20 protein-coding genes are annotated in these 25,992 nt (G+C 34.6%); 18 read left to right on the forward strand and 2 right to left on the reverse strand.

Annotated features, from left to right (window positions below):
• Positions 1 to 55: 55 nt before the first annotated feature.
• The 6 genes from ptrA (at position 56) to ihfB (ending at position 8,114) form a co-directional block, all read left to right on the forward strand.
• Entirely contained in the window at positions 56 to 2,947 is a 2,892-nt protein-coding gene (ptrA, locus tag GQ589_RS02785) for a pitrilysin (protein WP_160411284.1), read from the forward strand.
• Positions 2,948 to 3,061: 114 nt separating this feature from the next.
• Positions 3,062 to 3,934, forward strand: a complete 873-nt coding sequence (locus GQ589_RS02790; protein WP_160411283.1) for a helix-turn-helix transcriptional regulator — start codon at positions 3,062 to 3,064, stop codon at positions 3,932 to 3,934.
• Between the two features lie 26 nt (positions 3,935 to 3,960).
• Positions 3,961 to 5,244: a 3-phosphoshikimate 1-carboxyvinyltransferase gene (gene aroA / locus GQ589_RS02795; protein ID WP_370519410.1), complete on the forward strand. Its 1,284-nt coding sequence runs from the start codon at positions 3,961 to 3,963 to the stop codon at positions 5,242 to 5,244.
• 1 nt (position 5,245) lies between these two features.
• A complete protein-coding gene (gene cmk, locus GQ589_RS02800) occupies positions 5,246 to 5,926 on the forward strand; it encodes a (d)CMP kinase (protein WP_160411281.1) in 681 nt (226 codons plus the stop codon).
• A gap of 116 nt (positions 5,927 to 6,042) precedes the next feature.
• Positions 6,043 to 7,725 carry a 30S ribosomal protein S1 gene (gene rpsA / locus GQ589_RS02805; protein ID WP_160411280.1) on the forward strand — a complete coding sequence of 561 codons (1,683 nt, stop codon included), beginning with the start codon at positions 6,043 to 6,045 and terminating at the stop codon, positions 7,723 to 7,725.
• 98 nt (positions 7,726 to 7,823) lie between these two features.
• On the forward strand, positions 7,824 to 8,114 hold the full coding sequence (gene ihfB / locus GQ589_RS02810) for an integration host factor subunit beta (protein ID WP_160401190.1): 291 nt from the start codon (positions 7,824 to 7,826) through the stop codon (positions 8,112 to 8,114).
• A 256-nt stretch (positions 8,115 to 8,370) separates the two neighbouring features.
• Here the strand turns inward: ihfB and GQ589_RS02815 are convergent, their stop codons facing one another.
• Positions 8,371 to 9,087, reverse strand: a complete 717-nt coding sequence (locus GQ589_RS02815; RefSeq protein ID WP_160411279.1) for a GntR family transcriptional regulator — start codon at positions 9,085 to 9,087, stop codon at positions 8,371 to 8,373.
• Between the two features lie 250 nt (positions 9,088 to 9,337).
• Here GQ589_RS02815 and GQ589_RS02820 point away from each other — a divergent pair, with 250 nt between their 5' ends.
• From GQ589_RS02820 to GQ589_RS02850, 7 genes are all read left to right on the forward strand, one after another.
• Positions 9,338 to 10,666, forward strand: coding sequence for a 6-phospho-alpha-glucosidase (locus GQ589_RS02820; protein ID WP_160424482.1), 1,329 nt, complete (start codon positions 9,338 to 9,340; stop codon positions 10,664 to 10,666).
• 123 nt (positions 10,667 to 10,789) lie between these two features.
• The gene (locus GQ589_RS02825; protein WP_160411277.1) at positions 10,790 to 12,367 is read left to right on the forward strand and encodes an alpha-glucoside-specific PTS transporter subunit IIBC; all 1,578 of its coding nucleotides are present in this window, start codon (positions 10,790 to 10,792) and stop codon (positions 12,365 to 12,367) included.
• A gap of 430 nt (positions 12,368 to 12,797) precedes the next feature.
• Complete coding sequence (locus tag GQ589_RS02830; RefSeq protein WP_160424485.1) at positions 12,798 to 15,107, forward strand: DNA internalization-related competence protein ComEC/Rec2; 2,310 nt, start codon at positions 12,798 to 12,800, stop codon at positions 15,105 to 15,107.
• Positions 15,108 to 15,207: 100 nt separating this feature from the next.
• Positions 15,208 to 16,215 (forward strand): tetraacyldisaccharide 4'-kinase, encoded by a 1,008-nt coding sequence (gene lpxK, locus GQ589_RS02835; RefSeq protein WP_160411275.1) that lies wholly within the window; start codon positions 15,208 to 15,210, stop codon positions 16,213 to 16,215.
• Positions 16,216 to 16,218: 3 nt separating this feature from the next.
• Positions 16,219 to 16,404, forward strand: a complete 186-nt coding sequence (locus tag GQ589_RS02840; protein WP_160401193.1) for a Trm112 family protein — start codon at positions 16,219 to 16,221, stop codon at positions 16,402 to 16,404.
• An 18-nt stretch (positions 16,405 to 16,422) separates the two neighbouring features.
• On the forward strand, positions 16,423 to 17,187 hold the full coding sequence (gene kdsB, locus GQ589_RS02845) for a 3-deoxy-manno-octulosonate cytidylyltransferase (RefSeq protein ID WP_160424486.1): 765 nt from the start codon (positions 16,423 to 16,425) through the stop codon (positions 17,185 to 17,187).
• Between the two features lie 3 nt (positions 17,188 to 17,190).
• On the forward strand, positions 17,191 to 17,883 hold the full coding sequence (locus tag GQ589_RS02850) for a DUF2461 domain-containing protein (protein WP_160401195.1): 693 nt from the start codon (positions 17,191 to 17,193) through the stop codon (positions 17,881 to 17,883).
• A gap of 22 nt (positions 17,884 to 17,905) precedes the next feature.
• On the opposite strand, the gene GQ589_RS02855 is transcribed toward GQ589_RS02850, so the two are convergent.
• The gene (locus GQ589_RS02855) at positions 17,906 to 18,568 is read right to left on the reverse strand and encodes a MarC family NAAT transporter (RefSeq protein ID WP_160401196.1); all 663 of its coding nucleotides are present in this window, start codon (positions 18,566 to 18,568) and stop codon (positions 17,906 to 17,908) included.
• 529 nt (positions 18,569 to 19,097) lie between these two features.
• On the opposite strand from GQ589_RS02855, the gene GQ589_RS02860 reads away from it, so the two are divergent.
• The 5 genes from GQ589_RS02860 to GQ589_RS02880 all read left to right on the forward strand — a co-directional run bounded on the left by GQ589_RS02860 (position 19,098) and on the right by GQ589_RS02880 (position 25,950).
• Positions 19,098 to 19,946 (forward strand): type VI secretion system Vgr family protein, encoded by an 849-nt coding sequence (locus tag GQ589_RS02860; RefSeq protein WP_160424489.1) that lies wholly within the window; start codon positions 19,098 to 19,100, stop codon positions 19,944 to 19,946.
• On the forward strand, positions 19,946 to 20,836 hold the full coding sequence (locus tag GQ589_RS02865) for a DUF4123 domain-containing protein (RefSeq protein WP_160412555.1): 891 nt from the start codon (positions 19,946 to 19,948) through the stop codon (positions 20,834 to 20,836). Before GQ589_RS02860 ends, GQ589_RS02865 begins: the two co-directional genes overlap by 1 nt.
• A complete protein-coding gene (locus GQ589_RS02870; RefSeq protein ID WP_160424491.1) occupies positions 20,823 to 23,471 on the forward strand; it encodes a T6SS effector BTH_I2691 family protein in 2,649 nt (882 codons plus the stop codon). Before GQ589_RS02865 ends, GQ589_RS02870 begins: the two co-directional genes overlap by 14 nt.
• Positions 23,471 to 24,655, forward strand: a complete 1,185-nt coding sequence (locus GQ589_RS02875; RefSeq protein WP_160424493.1) for a DUF6708 domain-containing protein — start codon at positions 23,471 to 23,473, stop codon at positions 24,653 to 24,655. Before GQ589_RS02870 ends, GQ589_RS02875 begins: the two co-directional genes overlap by 1 nt.
• A gap of 110 nt (positions 24,656 to 24,765) precedes the next feature.
• Positions 24,766 to 25,950, forward strand: a complete 1,185-nt coding sequence (locus GQ589_RS02880) for a DUF6708 domain-containing protein (protein ID WP_160424495.1) — start codon at positions 24,766 to 24,768, stop codon at positions 25,948 to 25,950.
• The last annotated feature ends 42 nt before the right edge of the window (positions 25,951 to 25,992 follow it).

Genomic DNA, 25,992 nt, shown 5'->3' on the forward strand with positions numbered 1-25,992 from the left:
TTTTGGTAAAATCATTTTTGTATTTTTTTAAAACTGAGGTGAGCTAGCTGATATTATGGTTTATAAAAACAAAAAATTAGTTAATTTTATTTTTAGTGGAATTATTGGGTTACTGCTTATCACTTCTTCGTCTTTTGCCATCGAAAATAAGCTCACAAAGCCAGTTTTGATAGAAAAGGTGCAACAAAGCGAACGTGATAAGCGTCAATATGAAGTTATTGAGCTAGCAAATAAAATGCGAGTGTTACTTGTATCTGATCCTAAAGCCGTAAAATCACTGGCATCATTAGCATTACCTGTTGGTTCGTTGCAAGACCCAAAAGATCAGCAAGGGTTGGCTCATTATACTGAACATATGGTGTTAATGGGGTCAAAGAATTATCCCGAACCTGCTAGCTTTTCTCAGTTTTTAAGTCGTCATGCTGGTAGTTATAACGCAAGTACTGCCTCGCATCGAACTGCGTTTTATTTTGAGGTCGAAAATAGCGCTTTTGATAAAGCGCTTGATCATTTAGCCGATGCTATTAGCGAGCCAAATTTGGATCCTAAATTTGCCGATAAAGAACGTAATGCTGTTAATGCTGAAATGACAATGGCTAGATCGAATGATGGATTTCGTATTGGGCAAGTTGATTCGGAAACAATTAATCAAAGTCACCCTGCATCTCAATTTTCAGGCGGTAATTTAGAAACATTAAGTGATAAAGAAAATAGTAAATTGCAAGATGCTTTAGTGAATTTTCATAAAGATTACTATTCAGCCAATATTATGGTTGGCGTGATGTATAGCAATCAATCGATCAATAAATTGGCAAAACTAGCCGAAAATAGTTTTGGTAAAATCCCTAATAAAAATATTAATGCCCCAATAGTTGATAAGCCTGCTATAACGCCAAATGTGCTAAATAAACAGATTTCTATGGTACCAGCACAACCCAAAAAACTATTGTTTTTACAGTTTCCGATTGAAAATAATCTGGCTAAATTTGCCGATAAAACCGATGAGTATATCACTTATTTAATCAGTAACAGTAGCCATAATACGCTATCTGATCAGTTACAAAAGCAAGGTTTGATTGAAGGAATTAGTTCGTCTATCAATCCTATCCGTTATGGTAATAGTGGTATATTTAGTATTAATGTAAGTTTAACCGACGATGGACTTGCTCAAAAAGATAAAGTCATTGGCGCTATTTTTAATTATTTACAGTTAATTCAAAAGCAAGGAATTTCTGATGCTTATTATGAAGAGCTAAAAAAAGTTTTAGCGTTAGAATTTAAGTATCAAGATGTTGAGCGTGATATGTCTTATGTGGAATGGCTATCTGATCAGATGCTGTTATATCCAGTTCAAAATATACTAAATTCTGATTTTATTGCCACTAATTTTGATAAAACTGCGATCGCTTCACGTTTAAAAAGTTTGACTGCCAATAATGCTAGAATTTGGGTGATTTCGCCAAATCAAACGACTAATAAGATGGCTTATTTTGTTGATGCGCCTTATAAAATTGATAATATCTCTAGCGAGCAAAAGGCAAGTTGGTTAGCGCTAGGCAAAAATTTTACATTTAGTTTGCCAGAACTTAATCCTTATATACCTGATAATTTCACGATTTTGAAACAAAACGGTAATCAAACACAATCAACTAAATTTAGCAAACGAGGTAATCATTTCCATTTTGCTAGCCAATATTTCCATAATGAACCTAAAGCCGCTATTGTGGTTTCGTTACGCAATAACGAAGCTGTTAGTGACGCAAAAGCGGTGGTTGCTTTTAATCTACTTGATTATATTGTTAGTCGTAATTTAGAACAATTACGATTTCAGGCAGGCGTTGCGGGTATTTCGTTATCAACTGATAATGATAATGGTTTAATGATTTCAGCTAGCGGCTTTAGTCAGCATTTACCAAAAATGGTTACGGCTATACTTGATAACTATCGTAATGCTACCATTGATGAGCAAAGTTTAGCATTAGCTAAATCTTGGTATTTACAAGAATTGGATAAAGCTGAGCATGCTAAAAGTTATAGATTGGCGGTTAATCCTGTTAATGCATTGTCGGTATTACCACACTATTTTGAACGAGATGAAAAACGACAAATTACGGCAAACATGACTATTAATGATGTGTTAACTTACCGTGATAATTTATTAACTCACTCAGTACCTTATATGCTTAGTTTAGGTAATTTATCTAATGAGGATTCTTTAGATCTTTATCATTCTATTCAAACAACATTTGTGCATGATGTTGAGTTTATACCTGCTGATAATATTAAGATTAAAAAATCGTTAGATGCTAAAATTACGCAACATGCAAAAAGCACTGATAATGCTTTGATGATGAGCTATATTCCAACGGGGTATGATCGAATTAGCAGTCGTATGCTAAGTTATACACTATCCAAAATTATTTCGCCTTGGTTTTATGATCAGTTACGCACCAATGAGCAACTTGGCTATGCGGTATTTGCTAGTCCTGTTTCTGTGGGGGATTCAGTAGGAATGAGTTTTATCATTCAAAGTAATCAATACGATCCTGCTTATTTATTTAAGCGTTATCAAGAATTTTATCCAGTTATGTTAAGTAAGCTGAAAGCTTTGTCTAAAAAAGATATAGATCAATACAAAAATGCTGTGCTTGATGAATTGAAAATGCCGCCGCAAACATTGGATGAAGAGTTTGGTCGCTATATGGCAGATTACCGTAATTCGCGTTTTGCGTTTGATTCACAGCACAAAAAAATTGAACAATTGAAAAAAATCACTCAACAAGATTTAGTTGATTTTTATAACCGTTCAGTTATGGATAAAAAAGGTTTTGTATTTGCATCGCAAGTTCTTGGTAAGCGTGAAGATAATGCTAAACAACCAGAGGCAATTTCTGAGTTTACTGAATTTGAAAATGTATCGGCATTGCAAAATGAGTTATTAAAATAGGTGTTATTTAAGTTGTTGATGAAAATATAGGCTATACCTGAAACATTTTGCCAAAAATTGGCATTGCTATCACCTTGTGATACACTGCCAAAATCTTAATAATTTGAGTGTATTATGATTACAGGATCGATTGATTATTGTGCTATAGGCCAGCGTTTACGTGCATATCGAATTGCCGCTTCGTTGAAAGCTGAGGATGTTGCAGAAAGTCTTAAAATCTCAAGAGCTGCAGTATATCGGTTAGAAAAAGGTGAAATTGTTAAAATCGAAACTTTAGAACGACTGGCATCTTTACTTGGCACTTCTTTTGCGAGTTTGCTCGGTATTGATACTGAATATTATTCGAGTGGTGAAGGTTTTTTTGAACGTATGCGCCAGTTAGAAGAACAATCAACCCATATCTATTCTCACTTCGATCCCTTTTCATTTTTATTAACTTCCCCTGATTACTTAACTCATTTATCTATGATGTTAAATGAGTCAAACCAGTCAATTGAATCTCAGAAATACTCAGTGATTTTGTCGATTTTAAAAGAACGTAAAAAGCAGTTTTATCAATCTATTCCTAAAGTAATTAATTTGATTAGCTTGCGTAATATTGAACGGTTTTTGCATATTGGCTTAGTGGGTAATTTGACTATTTCACCCGGTAAGAAGTCCGAAAGAATGCTACTTGCTCGTAACGAAATTTATCATTTAATTGAGCTAATAGAACAACAGACTTTTGCTTCAACTATTGCAATTACACAAGAAGCTATTCCATCGATTACATTTCAAATTTTTTACCAAAACGATGACCCTATTTCGTTGGCGATGAGTCCATTTCGTTTAGGTGAATTGCCGAATGTGACAACAGGTATTGCTTCTATTACCTCATCGCAAGATGCTATTAAACGTTATCGTCATCTTTTTGATAAGTTATGGCAAAATAGCGCTAAAGATCATCACGCTATTGATTTGCTAAAAGCAACATTAGATAAATTTTAAATATTTATGAAATCTTAACGAGAGACATTATGTTATCCTTGACGTTACAACCAATAAAATCATTTAGTGGCACTATTAATTTGCCAGGTTCTAAAAGCGTGTCTAATCGTGCTTTATTGTTATCAGCTCTAAGTAAAGGCAATACACGTTTAACTAATTTACTGGATAGCGATGATGTGCGTTATATGCTTGATGCTCTAGCTGCATTAGGTGTGAAGTACCAGCTATCACATGATCGCACTATTTGTGATATTCAGGGTGTAGGGGGGATGTTGCAATCTGACCATGCATTAGAGCTATTTTTAGGTAATGCCGGTACAGCAATGCGTCCACTGACGGCAGCTTTATGTCTTGGTCATAATAATATTGTGCTAACTGGCGAGCCACGCATGAAAGAGCGCCCAATTGGTCATTTAGTCGATGCGTTGCGTCAAGGTGGAGCTAAAATTGATTATCTTGAAAATGAAGGCTACCCACCGTTACATCTTTATGGTGGCTTTGCAGGTGGTAAAATCCAAGTTGATGGTTCGGTATCAAGCCAATTTTTAACCGCACTATTAATGGCTGCACCGTTAGCAAAACAAGACACTGAAATTACTATTATTGGTGATCTTGTTTCTAAGCCTTATATCGATATTACAATCAAAATGATGGCAATGTTTGGTGTGACTATAGTTAATAATAATTATCAATCATTTGTTATCAAGGCAAATCAATATTATCAATCTCCTGGTGATTATTTGGTTGAGGGTGATGCGTCATCTGCGTCTTATTTTTTAGCTGCTGCTGCTATTAAAGGTGGTACAGTCCGTGTTACGGGAATTGGTAAAAAAAGTTTGCAAGGCGATACGCAGTTTGCTCATGTGCTTGAAAAAATGGGCGCTAAAATTACTTGGGCAGATGATTATATTGAATGTTCACGTGGTGAATTGCATGGTATTGATATGGATATGAACCATATCCCCGATGCTGCAATGACTATTGCTACGACAGCGTTGTTTGCTAAAGGTCCTACTACGATTCGTAATATTTATAATTGGCGAGTAAAAGAAACTGATCGCTTATATGCGATGGCAACTGAATTAAGAAAAGTTGGTGCAACAGTTGATGAAGGTCACGATTATATTACCATTGTGCCACCCAATAAATTAATTCATGCTGAAATTGAAACTTATAATGATCATCGTATTGCTATGTGTTTTTCATTAGTAGCGCTTTCAGATACGCCTGTGACAATATTAGATCCTAAATGCACAATGAAAACTTTCCCTGATTATTTTGAACAATTTAAACAATTAAGTGAACAATAAAATGAATAAAATAGTCCCCGTTGTTGCTGTTGATGGGCCAAGTGGTGTTGGTAAGGGTACGTTATGTCAGGCATTAGCCAATCATTTTAAATGGCATCTTTTAGATTCAGGTGCTATTTATCGCGTACTGGCATTATCCGCTCTTGAAAAAAATATTTCATTGGATGATGAAAACCAGTTAGCGAATTTAGCATTAAATTTACCTTTGACTTTTAACTGTGATGATATTGAAGTTAAAGTTTTATTAAGCGGTATTGATGTAACTAAACGTATCCGCACCGAAGAAACTGGTGGCGCTGCTTCAAAAGTAGCAGCACTCAATAAAGTTAGAGTTGCATTACTACAGCGTCAACGTGATTTTAGGCAAGCACCGGGACTTATTGCAGATGGTCGAGATATGGGCAGTGTGGTGTTTAGCGATGCGCCTGTTAAAATTTTTCTTGATGCAAGTGTACAATCTCGTGCCGAAAGACGAATGAAACAGTTGCAACATAAGCAAAATCATGTTAAATTCGCCGAAATTTTGCAGGAGATAACAGAGCGTGATAAGCGTGATCGTAATCGGGCTGTTGCGCCACTTAAACCTGCTGTTGATGCGTTAATAATTGATACTACATCGCTTTCTATTCAAGATGTCTTTGAACAATCTATTGCGTATATAAACAAAAAAATTGCGTTGTAAGTCAGTTTACAGCGTGAGTAAACCAAGCTCCATCACAAGGATGAGTGGAGTATCGTAAATAACCCCCACAAGACATGATGTAATGTGGACGTTAAATTAATTTTAAGTATATAAATATGACTGAATCTTTTGCTCAACTCTTTGAAGAGTCTTTAAATCAACTAGACACTCGTTCTGGTAATATGATCCGTGGTACTGTCGTTGCAATCGACAAAGATGTTGTTTTAGTTGATGCTGGTTTAAAATCTGAATCCGCAATTCCAGTAGAGCAGTTTAAAAATGCCCAAGGTGAACTAGAAGTTCAAGTTGGCGATATTGTTGATGTTGTGCTTGACTCAATTGAAGATGGCTTTGGCGAAACAATTTTATCTCGCGAAAAAGCTAAACGTCATGAAGCATGGATAATACTAGAAAAAGCAGTTGAAGATGCTGCAACAGTTTTAGGTGTTATCAATGGTAAAGTTAAAGGTGGCTTTACGGTTGATCTTAATGGCGTTCGTGCGTTCCTTCCTGGTTCGCTTGTTGATGTTCGTCCATTACGCGATACTTCTCATATCGAAAACAGAGAAATCGAATTAAAAGTAATTAAATTAGACCAAAAACGTAACAACGTTGTTGTATCACGTCGTGCGGTTATTGAATCTGAAAATAGTGCAGAAAGAGAACAACTTCTTGAAAATCTACAAGAAGGTTCAGAAGTTAAAGGTATTATTAAAAATCTTACTGATTACGGTGCGTTCGTTGATCTTGGTGGGGTTGATGGTTTACTTCACATCACAGATATGGCTTGGAAACGTGTTAAACATCCAAGCGAAGTGGTTGAAGTGGGTCAAGAATTACTTGTTAAAGTACTTAAGTTTGATAAAGACCGTTCACGTGTATCTCTTGGCTTAAAACAATTAGGCGAAGATCCATGGGTTTCAATTGCGAAACGTTACCCTGAAGGTACTAAAGTAACTGGTAAAGTAACTAACTTAACTGACTACGGTTGTTTTGTTGAAATCGAAACTGGTGTTGAAGGTTTAGTTCACGTTTCTGAAATGGATTGGACAAATAAAAACATTCACCCATCTAAAGTAGTTGGCTTAGGTGACGAAGTTGAAGTTATTGTTCTTGAAATTGATGAAGAACGTCGTCGTATTTCTCTTGGTCTTAAACAATGTAAACCAAACCCATGGTTACAATTTGCTGAATCACACAATAAAGGTGATAAAGTTAGCGGTAAGATCAAATCAATCACAGATTTCGGTATCTTTATTGGTTTAGATGGCGGTATTGATGGTTTAGTTCATCTTTCAGATATTTCTTGGAATATGCCTGGTGAAGAAGCGGTTAAAGCTTATAAGAAAGGTGACGATATTGAAGCAGTTGTGTTACAAGTTGATGCAGAACGTGAACGTATCTCTTTAGGTGTTAAACAACTAGAAGATGATCCATTTAGTAGCTTTGCGTCTAACTACAAAAAAGGCACTATCGTTAAAGGTACTGTAACAGCTGTTGACGCTAAAGGTGCAACTATCGAAATCGCTGAAGGTATTGAAGGCTACTTAAAAGCTCAAGATATTGCTCGTGAACGTATTGAAGATGCAACAACAGCATTAAAAGTTGGTGATGAAGTTGAAGCTAAGATTGTGAATATCGATCGTAAAACTCGCGCAATTTCATTATCAGTACGAGCAAAAGATGAAGCTGACGAAAAAGAAGCTCTTGCTGCTGTAAATAATACTGCAACTCAAGAAGATGCGTCATTTACTAATGCAATGGCTGAAGCATTCAAAGCCGCATCAAAAACTGAGTAAAGAATATTTATGTAAAGAGTAAAGAGGGCTTGCCCTCTTTTTCTTTTGTGGTATAAAATGAACAAATTACATACCGCATAAATAAATTAGGAGTGATCATGAATAGATCAGATTTAGTAGAACGAATTGTTAACTGGCGAACACATCTTCCTGTTCAACTGGTTGATGATTCAGTTAGAGATATCATCGAACAGATCGCTTTAGCTATGGAAAGTAACGATCGTGTAGAAATTCGAGGCTTTGGTAGTTTTAGTTTAAACTACCGTGCTCCACGTAAAGCTAGAAACCCAAGAACTGGTGGTAATGTTGAAGTTAAACATAAATATATCCCTCATTTCAAACCTGGTAAAGAGTTACGTGAAAGAGTAAATAAGGCAGTAAATGCATAGTCTTTAAATTCTATATTTAGCAAAAGGCCATTGAGTAAAATCAATGGCTTTTTATTTAGAATAACTTAGTGGGACAAAAACTTTAATACATATAAATGGTTGGGCGACTGAGCAAAAATGTTTAGCCAACTATAACAATTATTTTTCTTCATGATATAGGTGCTATATTTATAATAACGTGTTAACTTTTATATATTTGTTATAGCTGTTTGTTAAATTACACGTAAACAACATGGATAGTTTTTACAATTGATATTTATTCTAATCCTCTGCGTGCAATATATTCAAACCTATATTGGAATCCCCTTAAGTATTGAATACTATATTCAAATATTTCACCATTAACTAATTCACTAGTTGAACGTAGGCATAATATAGGATAATTTGTTTCGATATTTAAATGTTTAGCGACAATGCTAGTTGCTAAAACAGGCTTTAAGTCTTGTCTACTCAGAGATATTTGATAACCTTTTTGTTTTTCAATATAGTGATACTTTGATGTTTGCATTACTTTAATACTGAGATCATGAAATAGTGAAAGAGGCATATAACTTTGCTCTAAAATTTCAGGCTCATCGTCTATTGTTCTAATACGTATTATTGAGTATATCAATGTTCCAACTTCAATTTTTAGGTGCTTTGCAATAACGGGTTGTGCTTGTTCTAACTGAAAATGTATTACTTTTGTACTAGCAACTCTTCCTTGTGAGGTAATATTTTCTTCAAATCCTTTTAATTGGAAGGCATCGTGCTTAGCTGAATTACATTTAACATAGGTACCACTTCCTTTTATACGCACTAATAACCCTTGTTTTTCAAGTAGTTCAAGTGCTTTACGAACGGTGACGCGACTAACATTATATATTTCTTGTAAAGATTGTTCTGTAGGTAATACATCTTCAACATCTAATTCGCCAGAACGAATTTTTTTCTCAATAGTTTCAGCTATTTGTCGATAAAGTGGTTTACTCATAATCATATCCTACATATGAAATTTGTATTATATTAACATCCAATAATCAAAATATCATCAAATGAGCAATATTATTCTACGAATATAACTATTATTGTTAAATATCATTTAAATGACTATTTTCTGATACACATAAAAAATTTTTGTGATCTTTTTCACATTTGTATTTAATAAGTATTATTTAATTTAATACTTATTGATAACATATTGGTGTGTTTTTTATTCACAAATATAGTTGAGGAAATTGGTTATGAAAAAGATTAATTTAACAGTTGTTGGTGCAGGTAGTACTTATACATTAGGTATTATGAGAAGTCTTGTTACAGAAAAACAAAATTTTCCGTTAAAACGAGTTGTTTTTTATGATATTGATGCAGCCCGTCAGGAGCTAAATGCCAAAGCAACTGAAATTATGTTTAAAGAACTTTATCCTGAAATTGAAGAGTTCATCTATACAACAGATAGAAAAGTTGCTTTTGAAAACTCTGATTTCTTTTTTATGCAAATTCGTACGGGTGGTTTAAAAATGCGTGAGCGTGATGAACAAATTCCCTTATCTCACCAATGTGTAGGTCAAGAAACATGTGGTGCAGGTGGAATGGCTTACGGTTTACGTTCCATAGGCGATATGATCGATCTTGTTCATGAAATTCGTTCATATAAAAAAGATGCTTGGATCTTAAACTATACTAACCCAGCTGCGATTGTTGCAGATGCCTTAAACCGAGAATTTCCTAATGATAATCGAATTTTAAATATTTGTGATATGCCTGCAGCAATCATGGTGAGCTACGCCAAATTGCTTGGTTGTGAAATTTGGGATTTTGTACCGGAATACTTTGGTTTAAATCATTATGGTTGGTTTACTAAAATTAAAAATAAACAAGGCGAGGATTTAACTCAACGTATTAAAGATATTATTTTAAAAGAGGGTATTAAAGCGGTTGACTCAATTATTGCTAATGATCCTTCTTGGCAAGCAACGTTTAAAAATATGGAAACGATGTTAAGAGATAACCCTGAATTTTTGCCAAATACTTATTTACAATACTATTTATATCCAGAAAAAATGGTGAGTAAAGAAGATATTAATAATACGCGTGCGCGACAAGTTATCAATGGGCGTGAAAAACAAGTATTTGAAATGTGTAAACGTATTATTGAAAAAAATTCTATTGTTGGTGAACAGCTTCATGATGATATTCATGGTCGTTATATGATTCGTGTTGCTGCATCACTAGCTTATAACAAAGGCGATATCTATCTTGTGATTGTTCCAAACAAAGGCATTATTAGTAACATACAAGATGATGCAATGGTTGAAGTGCCTTGTATGTTAACTTCTGATGGCCCTAAAGCATTTGCTATTGGTAAGATTCCGACATTCCAAAAAGCGATGATAGAAATCCAATTAGGTTATGAAAAATTAGTCGTTGATGCCTGGTATGAAGGTTCTAAACAAAAATTAATCAATGCCTTAACGTTAAATAGAACTGTTGTTAACGTTCCAAAAGCAAAAGTAATTGTTGAAGAAATCTTAAACGAAAATAAAGACTATTTACCTCAGTTTTTTAAATAATTATTTTGTTTAAAACGAATAATGCTAGCGTTTGAGTAAATGCAAACGTTTAGTGTTATTCACAAACATGTACAGAAATATTTAAGAATAACAAAATCATTATATTAATAAAAGGTTAATGTTATGAGAAATACAATTCAACGCTTTGGAGCAGCAATGTTTGTTCCTGTATTACTCTTTCCCGTTGCTGGTATCTTATTGGGATTGACTGTCGTTTTACTTAATCCTAATTTGTTTCCGTTTGCTGTAGAAGGATCCACTTATGTTAAAATTGTCAGTGTATTTCAAAAAGCATCCCTAGTTTTGTTTCAAAATATGCCAATGTTGTTTGCTTTAGGTTTGCCAATTGCATTAGCAAAAAAGGCATCAGGCCGAGCTGTATTAGCCGCTTTTATCTCTTATTTAACATTTAACTATTTTATAGCAGGAATACTTGATATCTGGAGTGAACAGTTAGGTATAAACTATCAAGTAGGGCAAACAGGATTAATTGAAATTAGTGGGGTATTAACATTAGATACTTCTATTGTTGGTTCAATTATGACAGCAGCTTTTACTGTTTGGATTCATAACCGTTATTTTGATTTACGTTTACCTGAATGGGCAAATGTATTTACAGGCACTCCATTAATCGTTATTATCTGTTTTCCTTTAATGTTGGTACTAGCTGTATTGACGGTATTGGTTTGGCCTCCTATTCAAAATGGTATTCAAAGTCTGCAAATTTTCATTTTAAATTCTGGTGCATTCGGTGTATGGCTATTTACTTTTTTAGAGCGCATTTTAATTCCTACAGGATTACATCATTTTGTTTATGGTCCAATCTATTTTGGTCCAATTGTTACCGATGGCGGTACAGTCAATTATTGGATTTCTCATATTTCTGAATTTGCTAACAGCACAAAATCATTAACTGAATTATTTCCTCAGGGTGGTTTTATGTTAATTGGTATGGGGAAGGTATTTGGTTGCTCAGGTATTTCAATGGCTATTTATGCAACAGCAAAACCGGAAAATAAAAAAATGGTATTGGGACTATTAATTGGTGCAACAGTTACCGCAGTTCTGACTGGGATAACAGAGCCCATTGAATTTACATTCCTTTTTATTGCACCTATGTTATTTGTTGTTCATGCTTTTTTAGCAGCGTCAATGGCTGCAATTATGTATATGCTTGGTGTATCAGGAAATTTTTACTCAGGTATTATAGATTTTATTTTCCAAAACTGGTTACCTCTTGGGGAAAATCATTGGATGGCGTATGTTATTCAAGTTACTGTTGGTTTAACTTTTACAGCAATTTACTTTTTTGTGTTTAAATTCTTAATCCTTAAATTCAATCTTATGACTCCTGGCCGTTCAGATACTAATATTAAACTATTTACTAAATCAGATTACAAAAATAGTAAAAAGAATAAATCGCCAAATCAATCTGATACTGAATTTGAAACTAACGATTTGATAATTCAACAAGCAATTGCCTTTATTGAAGGATTAGGTGGTAAAGAAAATATTAGACAATTAACTAACTGTGCAACTCGTTTACGTATTGAAGTAAGTAATCCAGAATTAGTTCAGGAAGTGGCTTATTTTCAAAGTTATGGAGCAATAAATGTTGTATACAAGGGACAATCATTACAAATTATTGTTGGCTTAACTGTGCCTCAAGTTAGAGAAGAAATGAGTATACTATTGAAATAAATAATGCTGATAACTTTTATTAATAAGTAAACCATAAACCATTAATTGACGTGTTTAATCGATTATAAAATATAGATTATTGGTTATTTTTGATTAAACACGCAAATTGTAGGAATTTCCCGCTTTATTTACAGTAATTTGAGAAACTACTGTAATGAATATACATAAAAAATAGAATTAACGCCTCATCACAGACAAGAAATATGGTGTTTGTATCATATAGCCGACTTCTATACGTTTTTTTGTGAGGTTCAGATCTCCGTACTTTCTTATTTATCCAAAATTTAAAATGCTATGAATAGTTTTAATAAATTTTTTCTAGATTAATAATAAAATTGGAAGCTAGATCTAAAATTTCAAACACAATTCTTTTTTTACGATATCAAGTGATAAGCTGATTATTTATATAAAATAAATATGACAACTTTTAATGCGACAATCTTATTCTCTTGATTTATTAGCTACCATGTTTTCATTGGGTTGCTTAACACTACTGTTTTTACCACATTTATTGTCTGATCTTCAGTGGTATTTTATTGCTATTATTCTGCTTGTTTTGGTATTGTTTGTTCTGGTTAAATTTTGCTGGTATTTATCTATTATTATCGTATTTGGCTTAGGTTTTTTATGGTCTGTTGCTTATTCTAAGCAATATTTAACCAATATTTCACCTTATATTGATAAAACGTTAGTTGTTAAAGCAAAAGTTGTAGACATTAATACCCGTCAAAAAACAACTGCAATATCTCCTTATTATTTGTCATTTTCTATTTTTTCTATTTCAGGTTTTACACTTTCTAATAATATTCCCATTTCGGTTTATTGGGATAATACTATAGCACCAAAATCAGGGCAAACTTGGCAATTAACATTAAAGACAAAAGTTATGCATAGCTATCTTAATGAGGGGGGATTTGATAGCCAGCGCTTTTCAATAGCAAACCGAAGTTTATTATCAGCAAAATTAGTTGATGCAAAATTGTTAGACGACAAATCTAATTTAAAACAATTAATTGTTGATTTGGCACTTCCTTACATCGATTTATTTGACTATCGAGACATCTTGCTTGCTCTTACTTTTGGTGATCGTTCTCAGCTAGATGAATCTCATCGTATGGTAATGATGCAAACCGGGATTGCTCATTTAATGGCAATATCGGGTATGCATATTTTAGTCGTTTTTGGTCTTAGTCGTCTTTTGGTTAAGATTGTTCTGTTTTTTATTCCAAAGCGTTTCATCCATTTTTTTGTGCCTATTGTAATAGGTTGGTTATCTGCATTTTTTTACGCTTGGTTGACAGGATTTAATCCCCCCACTTTGCGAGCTATATTGGCCTTATCTATCTGGATTTATTTGTGTTATAAAAAAAATCAAATTAGTGCATGGCAAAAGGTTAACCGAATTATTGCATTACTATTGTTATTTGATCCATTGATGATTTTGTCTGAAAGTTTTTGGTTATCTTGTTATGCCGTAATTAGCTTAATTTTTTTATTTGAATGGTTACCAATACCTCAAGAAATAAAATATAAAAAGCGTTGGTATATGGTTAGATTATTACATTTGCAATTGGGTTTAACTATGTTATTGCTTCCTATTCAATGTTTTGTTTTTCAGGGAGTTAGTGGCGTTTCTATTTTAACGAATTTAATTGCGATTCCTATTATTTCGTTATGTACTTTTCCTGCTGTTTTATTTGCGTTGATATTTAGCCTTATGGACTGTTTTTATATCGCATTATGGTGTTGGTCAATTGCTGATAAATCATTAGAGTGGTTATTTTTTAGTTTAAATTGGTTCAATTTTCTATGGCTTAAAATTCCTGCAAATTTTTATTTGTTAAGTTTTGTTGGTTGGCTTACTGTCATTATCATACGCACAGGATCTTGGCGCCGTTTTAGCGTTACTTTAGCTGTTATTTTTATGTTATTAATTACGCCTATTTTTAAACAGCCACATTATCGCTGGCGGTTAGATATGCTAGATGTTGGCCATGGATTGGCGATTGTTATTCATGATGGAAAGTCAGCAATTTTGTATGATACTGGCGCAAAATGGGAAAAAAGTTCAGCGGTAGAAAGAATCATCATTCCTTTTTTACAATGGCATAATTTGAATGTACAAGGCATTATTATTAGCCATCAACACAATGATCATGTTGGTGGTTTGGATATGTTACAATATGTTTATCCTAAAGCATGGTTAATGAGCTCTTCTTCTAGTTTTAATAATGACTATCAATGCTTAGCTGGCAATCATTTTATTTGGAACGAACTAACGTTTAGTGTGTTATGGCCTAATAAATTAGTTGATTATGCTCAAAATGAAGACTCTTGTGTAGTGCAAATTAGTGATGGGCGGTTTTCTGTATTATTAACGGGTGATTTAGAGCGTAATCAAGAGTATCAATTAGTGACTAAATACCAAAACCAGCTAACTTCGACTATTTTACAAGCGCCACATCATGGTAGTAATACTTCATCAAGTTATCCATTTTTAAATCATGTTAAACCAGTAAAGTTATTAGTTTCTACTTCTCGGTATAATCCTTGGAAACTACCTTCCTCTAAAGTAATAAGGAAGTATCAAGATTTACAACTAGATAGCTATGTTACGGCTAAAACAGGGCAAATAAGTCTATTTTTTGATAAACAAACTTGGCAGCTAAAAACTATGCGAGGTGAAATTAAACCTAGATGGTATCATGATTGGTTTGGTAGTTTTCCAATTTATGAGTAAAATAAGCTAACTTTGGTTATAAGTTGCTATTTTTATAATTGTGATATCAACATTAAGATATACGCAATTTTACTAAATTTAATCGAGTGATGTTAAAGTTATGATTGAAAAACTATGGTATGGTAAAAATCGTTTATTTTGGTTACTCATACCATTTTCTTTATTATATGGTTTGATTGCTTTTGTTCGTCGCTCTTTATATCAAGTTGGAATTTTAAAAGCTTGGCGTTCACCCGTGCCTATCATTATTATTGGCAATTTATCTGTTGGTGGTAATGGTAAAACGCCATTAGTTGTTGGTTTAATTGAATCACTAAAACAAAAAGGGTTACAAGTTGGCGTTGTTTCTCGTGGCTATGGCGGTAATGCTGACAGTTATCCTCTTATTTTAGATAAAACAACAACAACCGAACAAGCCGGTGATGAGCCTGTGCTGATTTATCAACGTACTAATGTGCCTGTTGCGGTATCTCCGCATCGTTCTGAAGCTGTTCAAGCGCTATTAAAGCGATATCAATTAGATGTTATTTTGACTGATGATGGTTTGCAACATTATGCATTATCGCGTGATATTGAGGTGGTAGTTGTTGATGGAAAACGTTTATTTGGTAATGGATGGTGGATGCCAGCGGGGCCAATGCGAGAGCGAGAAAGTCGATTAAAATCGGTTGATTTGATTATTATAAATGGTGATAGTGTAAATGACCTAGCTCAACAGTACCCGAATAAAGCCTATACCATGCAATTAGCACCGCGATATGCAGTAAATTTGCTTACTCAAGAAAGAAAACCATTATCTTCATTACAAAGTATTTGCGCTATTGCAGGCATTAGTAATCCCAACCGTTTTTTTGATATGTTGATTAAAATGCAAACGAATGTGATTAAAACCGTTCCTTTTGCTGATCATCAAAAATTTACGTTGTCATTGTTAAACGATATTGCAAATTGTGACCAAACTCTTTTAATGACTGAAAAAGATGCGGTTAAGTGCAGACAATTTGCTCAACCAAATTGGTGGTATCTTCCTGTTGATGCGGTAATACCCGTGCAAGCAATTGAGCAGATCTGTTCTTTATTAGATAAAATAAATTCCCAAAGAGAGTAAAATATGAAAGAAATCCTTTTGAGTGCACTTGCTTGTCCAAAATGCCATGGGCAACTACAGTACGATGCTAGCAATCAGCAACTAATTTGTTCAGCTGATAACTTAGTTTATACAGTAAAAGATAATATTCCTGTTTTGCTTGAATGTGAAGCAAAGCCACTTAATAAACCAGTATCTATTCCAGAATAAAAAGATAGGATATTAGTTATGAATTTTTCGGTTATTATTCCTGCTAGATATGGTTCAAGCCGTTTACCAGCTAAGCCACTAGCGGACATTCATGGAAAACCTATGATTGTGCGTGTAATGGAGCAAGCTCAAAAATCCTTAGCCAATCGAGTGATCATTGCAACCGATCATCAGCAAGTTTTTGATGTGGTCAAAACGCATGGCGGAGAAGTCATTCTTACAAGTGATAAGCATAATTCAGGCACTGAAAGGTTGGCAGAAGTTATTAATGCTTATCAATTTGCAGATGATGAAATTATTGTCAATGTACAGGGCGATGAACCCTTAATTCCGCCTGTTATTATTAACCAAGTGGCTGAAAATTTAGTGCAATATAAAACAGGAATGGCAACGTTGGCCGTACCAATTGACTCTGTTGAAGAGGCATTTAATACTGGTACGGTTAAGGTTGTGACTGATAAAGATGGTTATGCGCTTTATTTTTCTCGTGCTACGATTCCTTGGGAACGAGATCGATTTGCAAAATCGACCAATCTATTAAAACAGTCCTGCATTGGTGATTTTTATCTTCGTCATATTGGTATTTATGCCTATCGTGCTGGTTTTATTCGTCAGTATATTAATTGGGCACCATCTTTACTTGAGCAAATTGAAATGCTTGAACAACTTAGAGTGCTTTGGTATGGCGAAAAGATCCATGTTGCCGTGGCAAAACAATTTCCAGCGATTGGTGTTGATACTTTGGAAGATTTAGAAAAAGTCAGAGCGTTATTTAAGGAGTAAGCAATGGCAAACTTTACTGGATTTACGCAAGAGGGACTTAATTTTTTACAAGATGCTTGGATAAATAACAGCAAACCATGGTTTGAAGAACATCGTGCTATTTATGATAACGATTTAGTTAAACCATTTAGGCTTTTAGTTGAACAATTAGCACCAGAAATGCTTAAAATTGACGAGTGGTTTGAAACTCGCCCCGCTATTGGTAAAACGATTTCACGTATACATCGAGATACCCGTTTTTCAAATGATAAATCACTTTATCGTAGCCGATTATGGTTGACATTTAAAAGACCTAATAGAGATTGGAAAGAAGCACCTGCTTATTTTTTTGAAATTAGCCCAAGCAGCTATCAATATGGACTTGGCTATTATTGTTCATCAAAACAAACGATGGATATTTTTCGAGATGAAATTCTTAACGATACTAAGAAGTTTTTATCCATGACACGTTGTGTCAAAAAACCATTTGAACTTGTTGGAGAAAGTTATAAACGTCCTTTAATCAAAGAGCAGGATGAAAAAATTGCAACATGGTATAACAGAAAAAATCTTGCAGTTATGGTCACAAGTAATCATATTGAAGATGTGTTAAATAGTGACTTACCCCAAAAATTAGTTAAAGGGTTTAAACAGTTAGTTCCGCTTTATGATTATTTAATGCGAGTAGAAATGATAAAAAACATACCAACTCTTTAGCTTTTTTAAATTAGTTTTAATATTAAATATTAGGAAAATTCAATATAAGCTCTTTAATACCATTAATTATAAACTGTGTTCCAACGCAAACTAATAAAAATCCCATAATTCTTGAAGTGGCTTCAATGCCACTTTTTCCCATAAAACGCATTATACTGCCTGCACTGCGCATACAAAACCAAAGAATAATACATAATAATAAAGGCACTAAAATGGAAGCGGTATATACAACCCAATTTGAAACATCGTAACCGCCACTTTTTACTGTTGATGACATACTAATTATCATTGCTATGGTTCCTGGTCCTGCAGTACTTGGCATAGCGAGTGGTACAAAAGCAATATTATTTGAAATTTCTTTCTTTTTGGCATCGGCTTCAAGGGTTTTATGTGATGGCTGTTGTGGAAACAACATTCTAAAACCAATAATCCCCACAATCATACCACCAGCGATGCGTAATCCGGGGATTGATATGCCAAATGTACTCATTACTAATTGTCCGCAATAAAATGACACAACCATAATCATGAAAACGTAAATGCAGGTTAACTTTGACTGGTAATTACGCTCTTCATTGGTCATATCACCAGATAGACCCAATAAAAGTACTACAGTGGTTAAAGGATTCGTTAGGGGGATAAACAAAATTAAACCAAAGCCGACAGTTTGTATAAGTTCCAACATAAATTTATTTAATTCTATTAAAAATTACAGATAAGTATAATTGAAATAAATAGAAAATGACATATGGGCATAAATTAACTCCTAATATTGTGTAATAAATAAGTGGTAATTTTAGAATTATAATTGTAAATATCCTCTAAAATAGCACAGCAAAAAAGTAGAAAATTTTCCATAATAAAAATAAAAGAGGATTAAAACATGAAAAAGAGGACAGAGCATACAAATTGTATCGACAAATTTATAAAAAATTAACCAATTACACAAGTATAGATAGTTTTCAACACTTAACAAATCAGTAACGTTGTAGATGTAATAATTTAATAACCGCAAGTTTAATCACTCAAAAATCGTTCAGGAAAGTTATTGATTTTATTGAAGTTTTTATTTTTCTGTTTTTTCAGGAAAACATATCTTACTCGTTTGCTTCTGATGCCTAATTAGACAAAGCTTATCATTACGGTCTATAAAGCAAGCTGCCGTCACCTTCCTAGATTGATAAAAATTGATACTCTTATCTTTTTTCTGGCAAATGTGTTTTTCCTGCTATCTAATTAATCAATATAAATTAGTTATATTAATCAAAGGTATTTTAGTTAACCAAAACAAAGACGAGCGCGGAGAGGGATTTGAGCTACGCACTGATGATTGGGGAGCGATTGCCGCCAATAGAGGCTTATACATCACCACCCAAACTGAGCCTAAAGCGCAAGGTAAACAGCTTGATATGCAAGCGGCCATCACCCAACTTGAAAATGCCTTATCGATTGCCAAAGCGCTCCAAAATGCCGCTACCCAGTCTGAAGCACACCGCGCCGATACTGACAGCCAAGAGCAGCTTAAAGCCAACTTAACGCAGCTAACCCAAAGTGGCCTACTGGCCTATGCCCAAGAAGGGATGGCCTTAACCAGTCCTGAAAACATCCAACTGTCTACCGCTAACAGCCTCAGCTTAACCAGTGAACACCAAACCGATATCAACGCCTTAAAAAACGTCACCCTCTCATCGGGCGAGGCGCTGGGGTTATTCGCCCAAAAATCGGGGATGAAACTGTTTGCCAACCAAGGCGATATCGACCTGCAAGCCCAAAACGCCAATCTTAATATGGCGGCCAAACAAGATATCAAAGTGGATAGTGTGGATGGCAAAGTCACCCTTACTGCAACAGACAACATCACGCTTATCTGCGGTGGCTCTTATATCAAAATCAGCAGCGAAGGTATCGAACTGGGTACACAGGATAATATCTATCTTAAGTGTAATGTATTGCAGAAGATGGGGACGGCAAATATGGACATCAAATCAAAATTACCCCCTATTTGTTCTGGAGTTCAAGAAAACTCAACCAATGAACATGCTATTTTTGTGGAAAGAAAATAATGCAAAATTTAATACCTGATAACCAAATTATTCAAACAATTATTCAGCATCTAATGCAGTTTGGTAGATTACATTTACTTGTTGATCCCAAAATCAATGATGAATTCTTTTTAAAAAATTGTTTTGATTTTGAGTCAATTGTCCCAGTTCGCGATAGGCAAGATACCGTATCGACAGATTATGAATGCTTACAGCTTTGCACAATATCCAAACAATCAATAATAGCCGAAAGTACGCAATCGAAGCCAACATCGATTTTAGAAGATATTATTCAAAACTTAAATGATAAAAAATCTGCAGAAATTGCGATCTTATTTTCACTATATCCAATTAATTATATTCAAAAACAAATTAGTAATGCCATGTTTATGCGCTATGATGGAAGCTATTATTTTTTTCGTTTTTATGATCCCAAAGTTTTAAATCATTTAGTTAGAATTTTTGAACAGCAGCAATTAGATGGCTTATTCGGTGTAATTGAGTATTGGTATTATTGGCATGATAACTATATTGAACTACATCATAAACCAGAAATAATCTTATCTGATATTAACTATCAAATAAGCTCTCGCCAATGGCAACAACTAAATATTGCACAGACATATAATTATTACGAATACATTACGACAAATCAGCAAAATAACACATTAACCACAGAGCAGAAAAAAATATTAAATCAGCTGTTAGAATGGGTGTATATGGCAAGTTACACGCAACCTGATAAACACATGCTTGATTATATGGTTAGCTATATCATGGCTCAACCACCATTATTTTTTCAATCAATAGATAAAGATCTATGTGCTAACCTTATTAATAATAAGGATATCAACAAAATTAAAAAATATTTTAATGAATGGCAAGAAGGAATAAAACATGGCATCGCTTGATAATTTGCTAGGGCTATTGAAGACAAATGAACAAAACCTCGGTAAACGCTGTCCTAGTTGTCAAGACAAAGAGGGTAATTTATTTGTGCTACCAACTCGTTTGTCTACAGCTGGTTATCTATCGCGCAACGATATACCACCATTACCAAATTTTGTGCAAAAAAAAGTTAAAGATATACCATTAACACATTCTAAGTATTGTTTACAAACGCTTAGGCAAGGTTATTTATACGTTTTAGAACATCGTAACACGGGCAAAAAATGGCGTGTATTTACTTCTAGCCCTGAGGGGTGTTTGATTGAACATAAAGATATTGAAAATGTAAGCAATACTCCCCCTACCTATACCTGTAATATTGCAATTGATGGGGCCGATGCATCGTATATTAGTTTTAAAGAGAGTGAAAATATCATCAAGCTTTATTTTATATTTGCACCCAATAAAATCAGTGCAAAGCTATTAGCGCAGTATGAAGATCAAGATCTCTATTTACTTGACGGCATAACGCCCGATGAAATTCGCAACGGAGTTAAATCAATATTACCAGATGAATTTTCACCCAATATTTTAGAGTTTTCGACAGCAGAAAAGCTAGCAACCCAAGAGAAATTTTTAAATAACACGCCTTTTTGGGGTAATCAATCAGGTGAGCGATATCAAGCATATCAAAAAAAACAGAATGTAGAATTTGTTTACTCCAAGCGTACAAATTTTAATGATGCATCCATAGGTAAGAATTTTTATCGTTATTTATCGATATACAAAAAGCTGAAGAAATGCCAAGGTGCAGCCATTGTCGTCAACGATGCTATCGGCATCACTCAAAGCTTAAATAACCGCCGTAATCAAGCATTACAACAAAATATGAAACCTTGGATGGAAACTAAAGATAATGAAGGTATTCCTAACGAACACCGCTTACTCATTTATAGACAGCTCTATGGACTTAAAGATTCATTCCGCCAAATGCGCATACAACAAATGATAAAAAAGCAAAATGAATATTATGATTACTTAAGAATATATGGCTCAGATCCAGAACTATCTGATGAAATGAAAGAAATTCTAAATAGAAATATTGATAAAGATCAAGAACGGTATGAAAAAAACATTGATAATATCTATACCCAAGAAGCCTCGGAAGATGAATTTGAAAAAAAATATTGGAACCGATTATCGCAAGAAAAGCTCGATACCTTTAAAAAAAATTTTGATGAAAAAAGTCAATTAGCCGAACAAAAGGCAGAAAATCATAGTCAAGATTATATAAAGTGGTTAAAGTCTGAACATTTGCTACTAGCGCTAGATTTTTATGACTCTAACGAAAAACTCGATGGCATTCAGTTTACTCTGCAAGTCAGTGCATGTCTCTGTGGTGCAAGCGGTTCGCCTTCTGTAAGAAAACTATTTGATAAATGGTGGAGTGCCTCCAAAATTACCCGTGAAAATTTATGTTGGCGTGCCTATAGTTTTAATATCACTAGCATAATTGATACGATTAATGAGTATCTGGATTTACAAGAAAAAATCATCATTACTGATGGTCCTATTACAAATACTGAGCACCTATCAACGGTTGATACTGCTGTTGATTTACTTAATAAAATTACAAACCATATTAATCAAACGGGTCCCATAATTGATGACTTGGCGAAACGTGGCTTGCCTATTGCATTATTATCAATTTCATTTGCCGATTTAGTACGACATTTTTTAAAGGTTACTTCAACACAGGCTGAACAACGAGTTCTTAACTTTTTTGGTAATATGATTTTGTCTAGAATTAATAAAGAGGCGCGAAAGCTGTATGGTTTACGCATTAATATTTGTGGAAAAAGCTTTACCGCTGACCCAGCAAAAGGTGCTGGACAAATAACCCGTAGAGCGGGAGAGCATTTTCAAAATGCCGATCTGGTTAATACCCGAATTGCAATGATCGTTTTCGGATTTAGTGCCTATGACACAATCCGAAAAATTACACAAGGCAAATGGACAAATTGGCGAGAGCGTGCCGAACTTATCGCATCAGGGATGACAACCATGGCTGCAATATTCCAAATAGGGACTAGTGTTGTTGAATGTTGTATCGGTAGAGATCCAAAATCGATGACGACAATTGTAACGCGTAATGCCTTTGGTCGGATATTTTTATGGGGTGCAACCTTATCGGCAATGGCAGGAGGAATGTCCGTATACTTTGATTTTATAGATGGTAAAAAAGCAAGTGAAAAAAATAACGATATAATAACAATAGCTTATTATGCTAGAGCAATGGCAACCTTTGCGCTTAGTATATCACAATTTTTAGCGGCATTAGGTTCTTTAGTTCCATGGCTAGAAAGAATTGTAAATCAAAGTATTAAGCGAACTATTTGGGTAGCTATGGCTGAATGGGGATTATTTTTAGGACGGATAGCATTGCAACGAGGGGTAGCTATAGTAATTGGCGTGGTAAGTTTTTTTGCAACCTTATTTACTATCGTAGTGTGTGTCGTTATGATAATTTTTGACGATAATGCATTACAAAAATGGTTAGATCGTTGCTGCTTTAGTAAAGATCCCAAACGTGATCAATTTGATGACTTAACTGAAGAGTTAAACGAGTTTTACCAAGCAGTTCAGGGGACATTTTAATGTATATTGGTGAATTTATATTGTGGTTAGGTAGTGCAATTAAACCTGAAATCCGTAAAAAATTGAAAAAAGATTATTCTGATAACTCAATGAAATTAAGCGAAGTCGCCAAAGATTATACTAAAGAGTCGGTCAGTCATAATCCACGCCCGATAGGGCCTTATTATGCCTACAACGATCGCTATTTAGAGATACGAGGAGGTATGCTTGAAAATTTTCGGGGAATTATTACTTGGATTAGTTTTGCTATATTTTTTATTCCTTATTCTAGTGGAGATTTGGGATTAAATATTTTACTCAAATTATATCATCATGAGCGTGGTAATATTGCCTCGGGTATATTTGCAATAATATTTTTTTTAATTATATTTTTAGTTTCCACTTACTTATGCATCCGCTACTTCCGTTATGTCTGTCGCTTAGAGTTATTTACCCTCCGTCATATTCGGGTACGGTTTAATCGAGTAACACGGCAAGTGTATGTACAACGCCCTAGATATTGTGGTGGTACTGCAGTATTTAAATGGGAACATATTATGCCCGCTAATTTTGGCGAGACTGGCTCGGATATGGGCGGTACTAATGTGGTTAACTTGTTTACTTTTCACCCTTATAAAACTGGCTTTCCAGTTGCACAGTCCGTGGGCGTAGGCAAAAACACTTATGATCCTCAAGATTATAAAGACGAGTGGGAATTTATCCGCCGTTATATGGAAGACGGTCCTAAAAACCTACCTAAACCACGCCTAAGCACCCACTTACCCATGCCTTTTCACGGTGTTGAGGGGCATATTCGCCCCATGATCCATCTGGCAAAAAATAACCCCAGTGTGATCATGATTTTAATGTTAATCCCCGTCTTTTTAATCTTATTGCCATTTTATACGGTGGGTTACTTTATTTCGGAATGCCTATGCTGGCAACCTCGTTGGCCAAAAGTGATCAGGCAAGCGGGTAAACCGGGTAAACCTCTACCAAAAGAAACCACCCTATCAGATTACCCACCCGATGTACAAAAGGCGATTTTAGATAACAGCCAAGAGTGGGGCGTGATTGATGACGAAACGGGTGAACTTATTGACTATGGTCAATTTAAAAGACCCAAGAAAAAAGCCAGCCGAAAAAGAAAAACAAAAATAGCAAAACAAGCTGAAAAGCCTATAAAAGAGAACTCAGGGGATTAATTAGTAAGGTTAGATCAAAGCTGCTTGAGTAAAGATCCCAAACGTGATCAATTTGATGACTTAACCGAGGAGCTAAGTGAGTTTAATCAAGCAGTACAGGGGACATTTTAATGTATATTGGTGAATATTTATTTTGGTTCAGTAGTGCAATTAAAACCGCAACGCGTAAAAAATTGAAAATGGGCTATTTTAGTGGTGATATGAAGTTAAGCGAAGTCGCCAAAGATTATTCCAAAGAGTCAGTCAGTCATAATCCACGCCCGATTGGACCTTATTATGCTTATAACGATCGCTATTTAGAGATAAGAGGGGGGATGTTTGAAAATTTTCGGGGGATTATTACTTGGATTAGTTTGGCTATATTTTTTGTTTCTTTTTCATGTTGTAATGCTGGTTTTCAAATTGCTTTACAATTATATAAAGATGGAGGAGTAAATATTGTTTCTGGAATATTTGCAATAATATTTTTGTCAATTATTTTTTTACTCTTTTCTTACTTATTTATCCGATACTTCCGTTATGTCTGTCGCTTAGAGTTATTTACCCTCCGTCATATTCGGGTACGGTTTAATCGGGTAACACGGCAAGTGTATGTACAACGTCCTAGATATTGTGGTGGTACTGCGGTATTTAAATGGGAACATATTATGCCCGCTAATTTTGGCGAGACAGGCTTGGATATGGGCGGTACCAACTTAGTTAATGTGTTCTCCTTTCACCCTTATAAAACTGGCTTTCCAGTTGCACAGTCCGTAGGCGTAGGCAAAAACACTTATGATCCTCAAGATTATAAAGACGAGTGGGAATTTATCCGCCGTTATATGGAAGACGGTCCCCAAAATCTGCCCAAACCACGCCTAAGCACCCATTTACCCATACCTTTTCACGGTGTTGAGGGGCATATTCGCCCTATGATTCATCTGGCAAAAAATAATCCTAGTGTGATCATCATTTTAATGTTAATTCCTGTCTTTTTAATCTTATTGCCATTTTATACGGTGGGTTACTTTATTTCGGAATGCCTATGCTGGCAACCACGTTGGTCCAAAGTGATTAGGCAAGCAGGGCAACCCGGTAAACCGTTACCAAAAGAAACCACCCTATCAGATTACCCACCCGATGTACAAAAGGCGATTTTAGATAGTAGCCAAGAGTGGGGCGTGATTGATGACGAAACGGGTGAACTTATTGACTATGGTCAATTTAAAAGACCCAAGAAAAAAGCCAGCCGAAAAAGAAAAACAAAAATAGCAAAACAAGCTGAAAAGCCAATAAAAGAGAGTTCAGATGATTAATTGGTAAGATTAGCTCAAGGCTGCTTGAGTAAAGATTCTAAA

Source organism: Gilliamella sp. Pas-s27, assembly GCF_009795865.1.
Lineage (GTDB): Bacteria > Pseudomonadota > Gammaproteobacteria > Enterobacterales > Orbaceae > Gilliamella.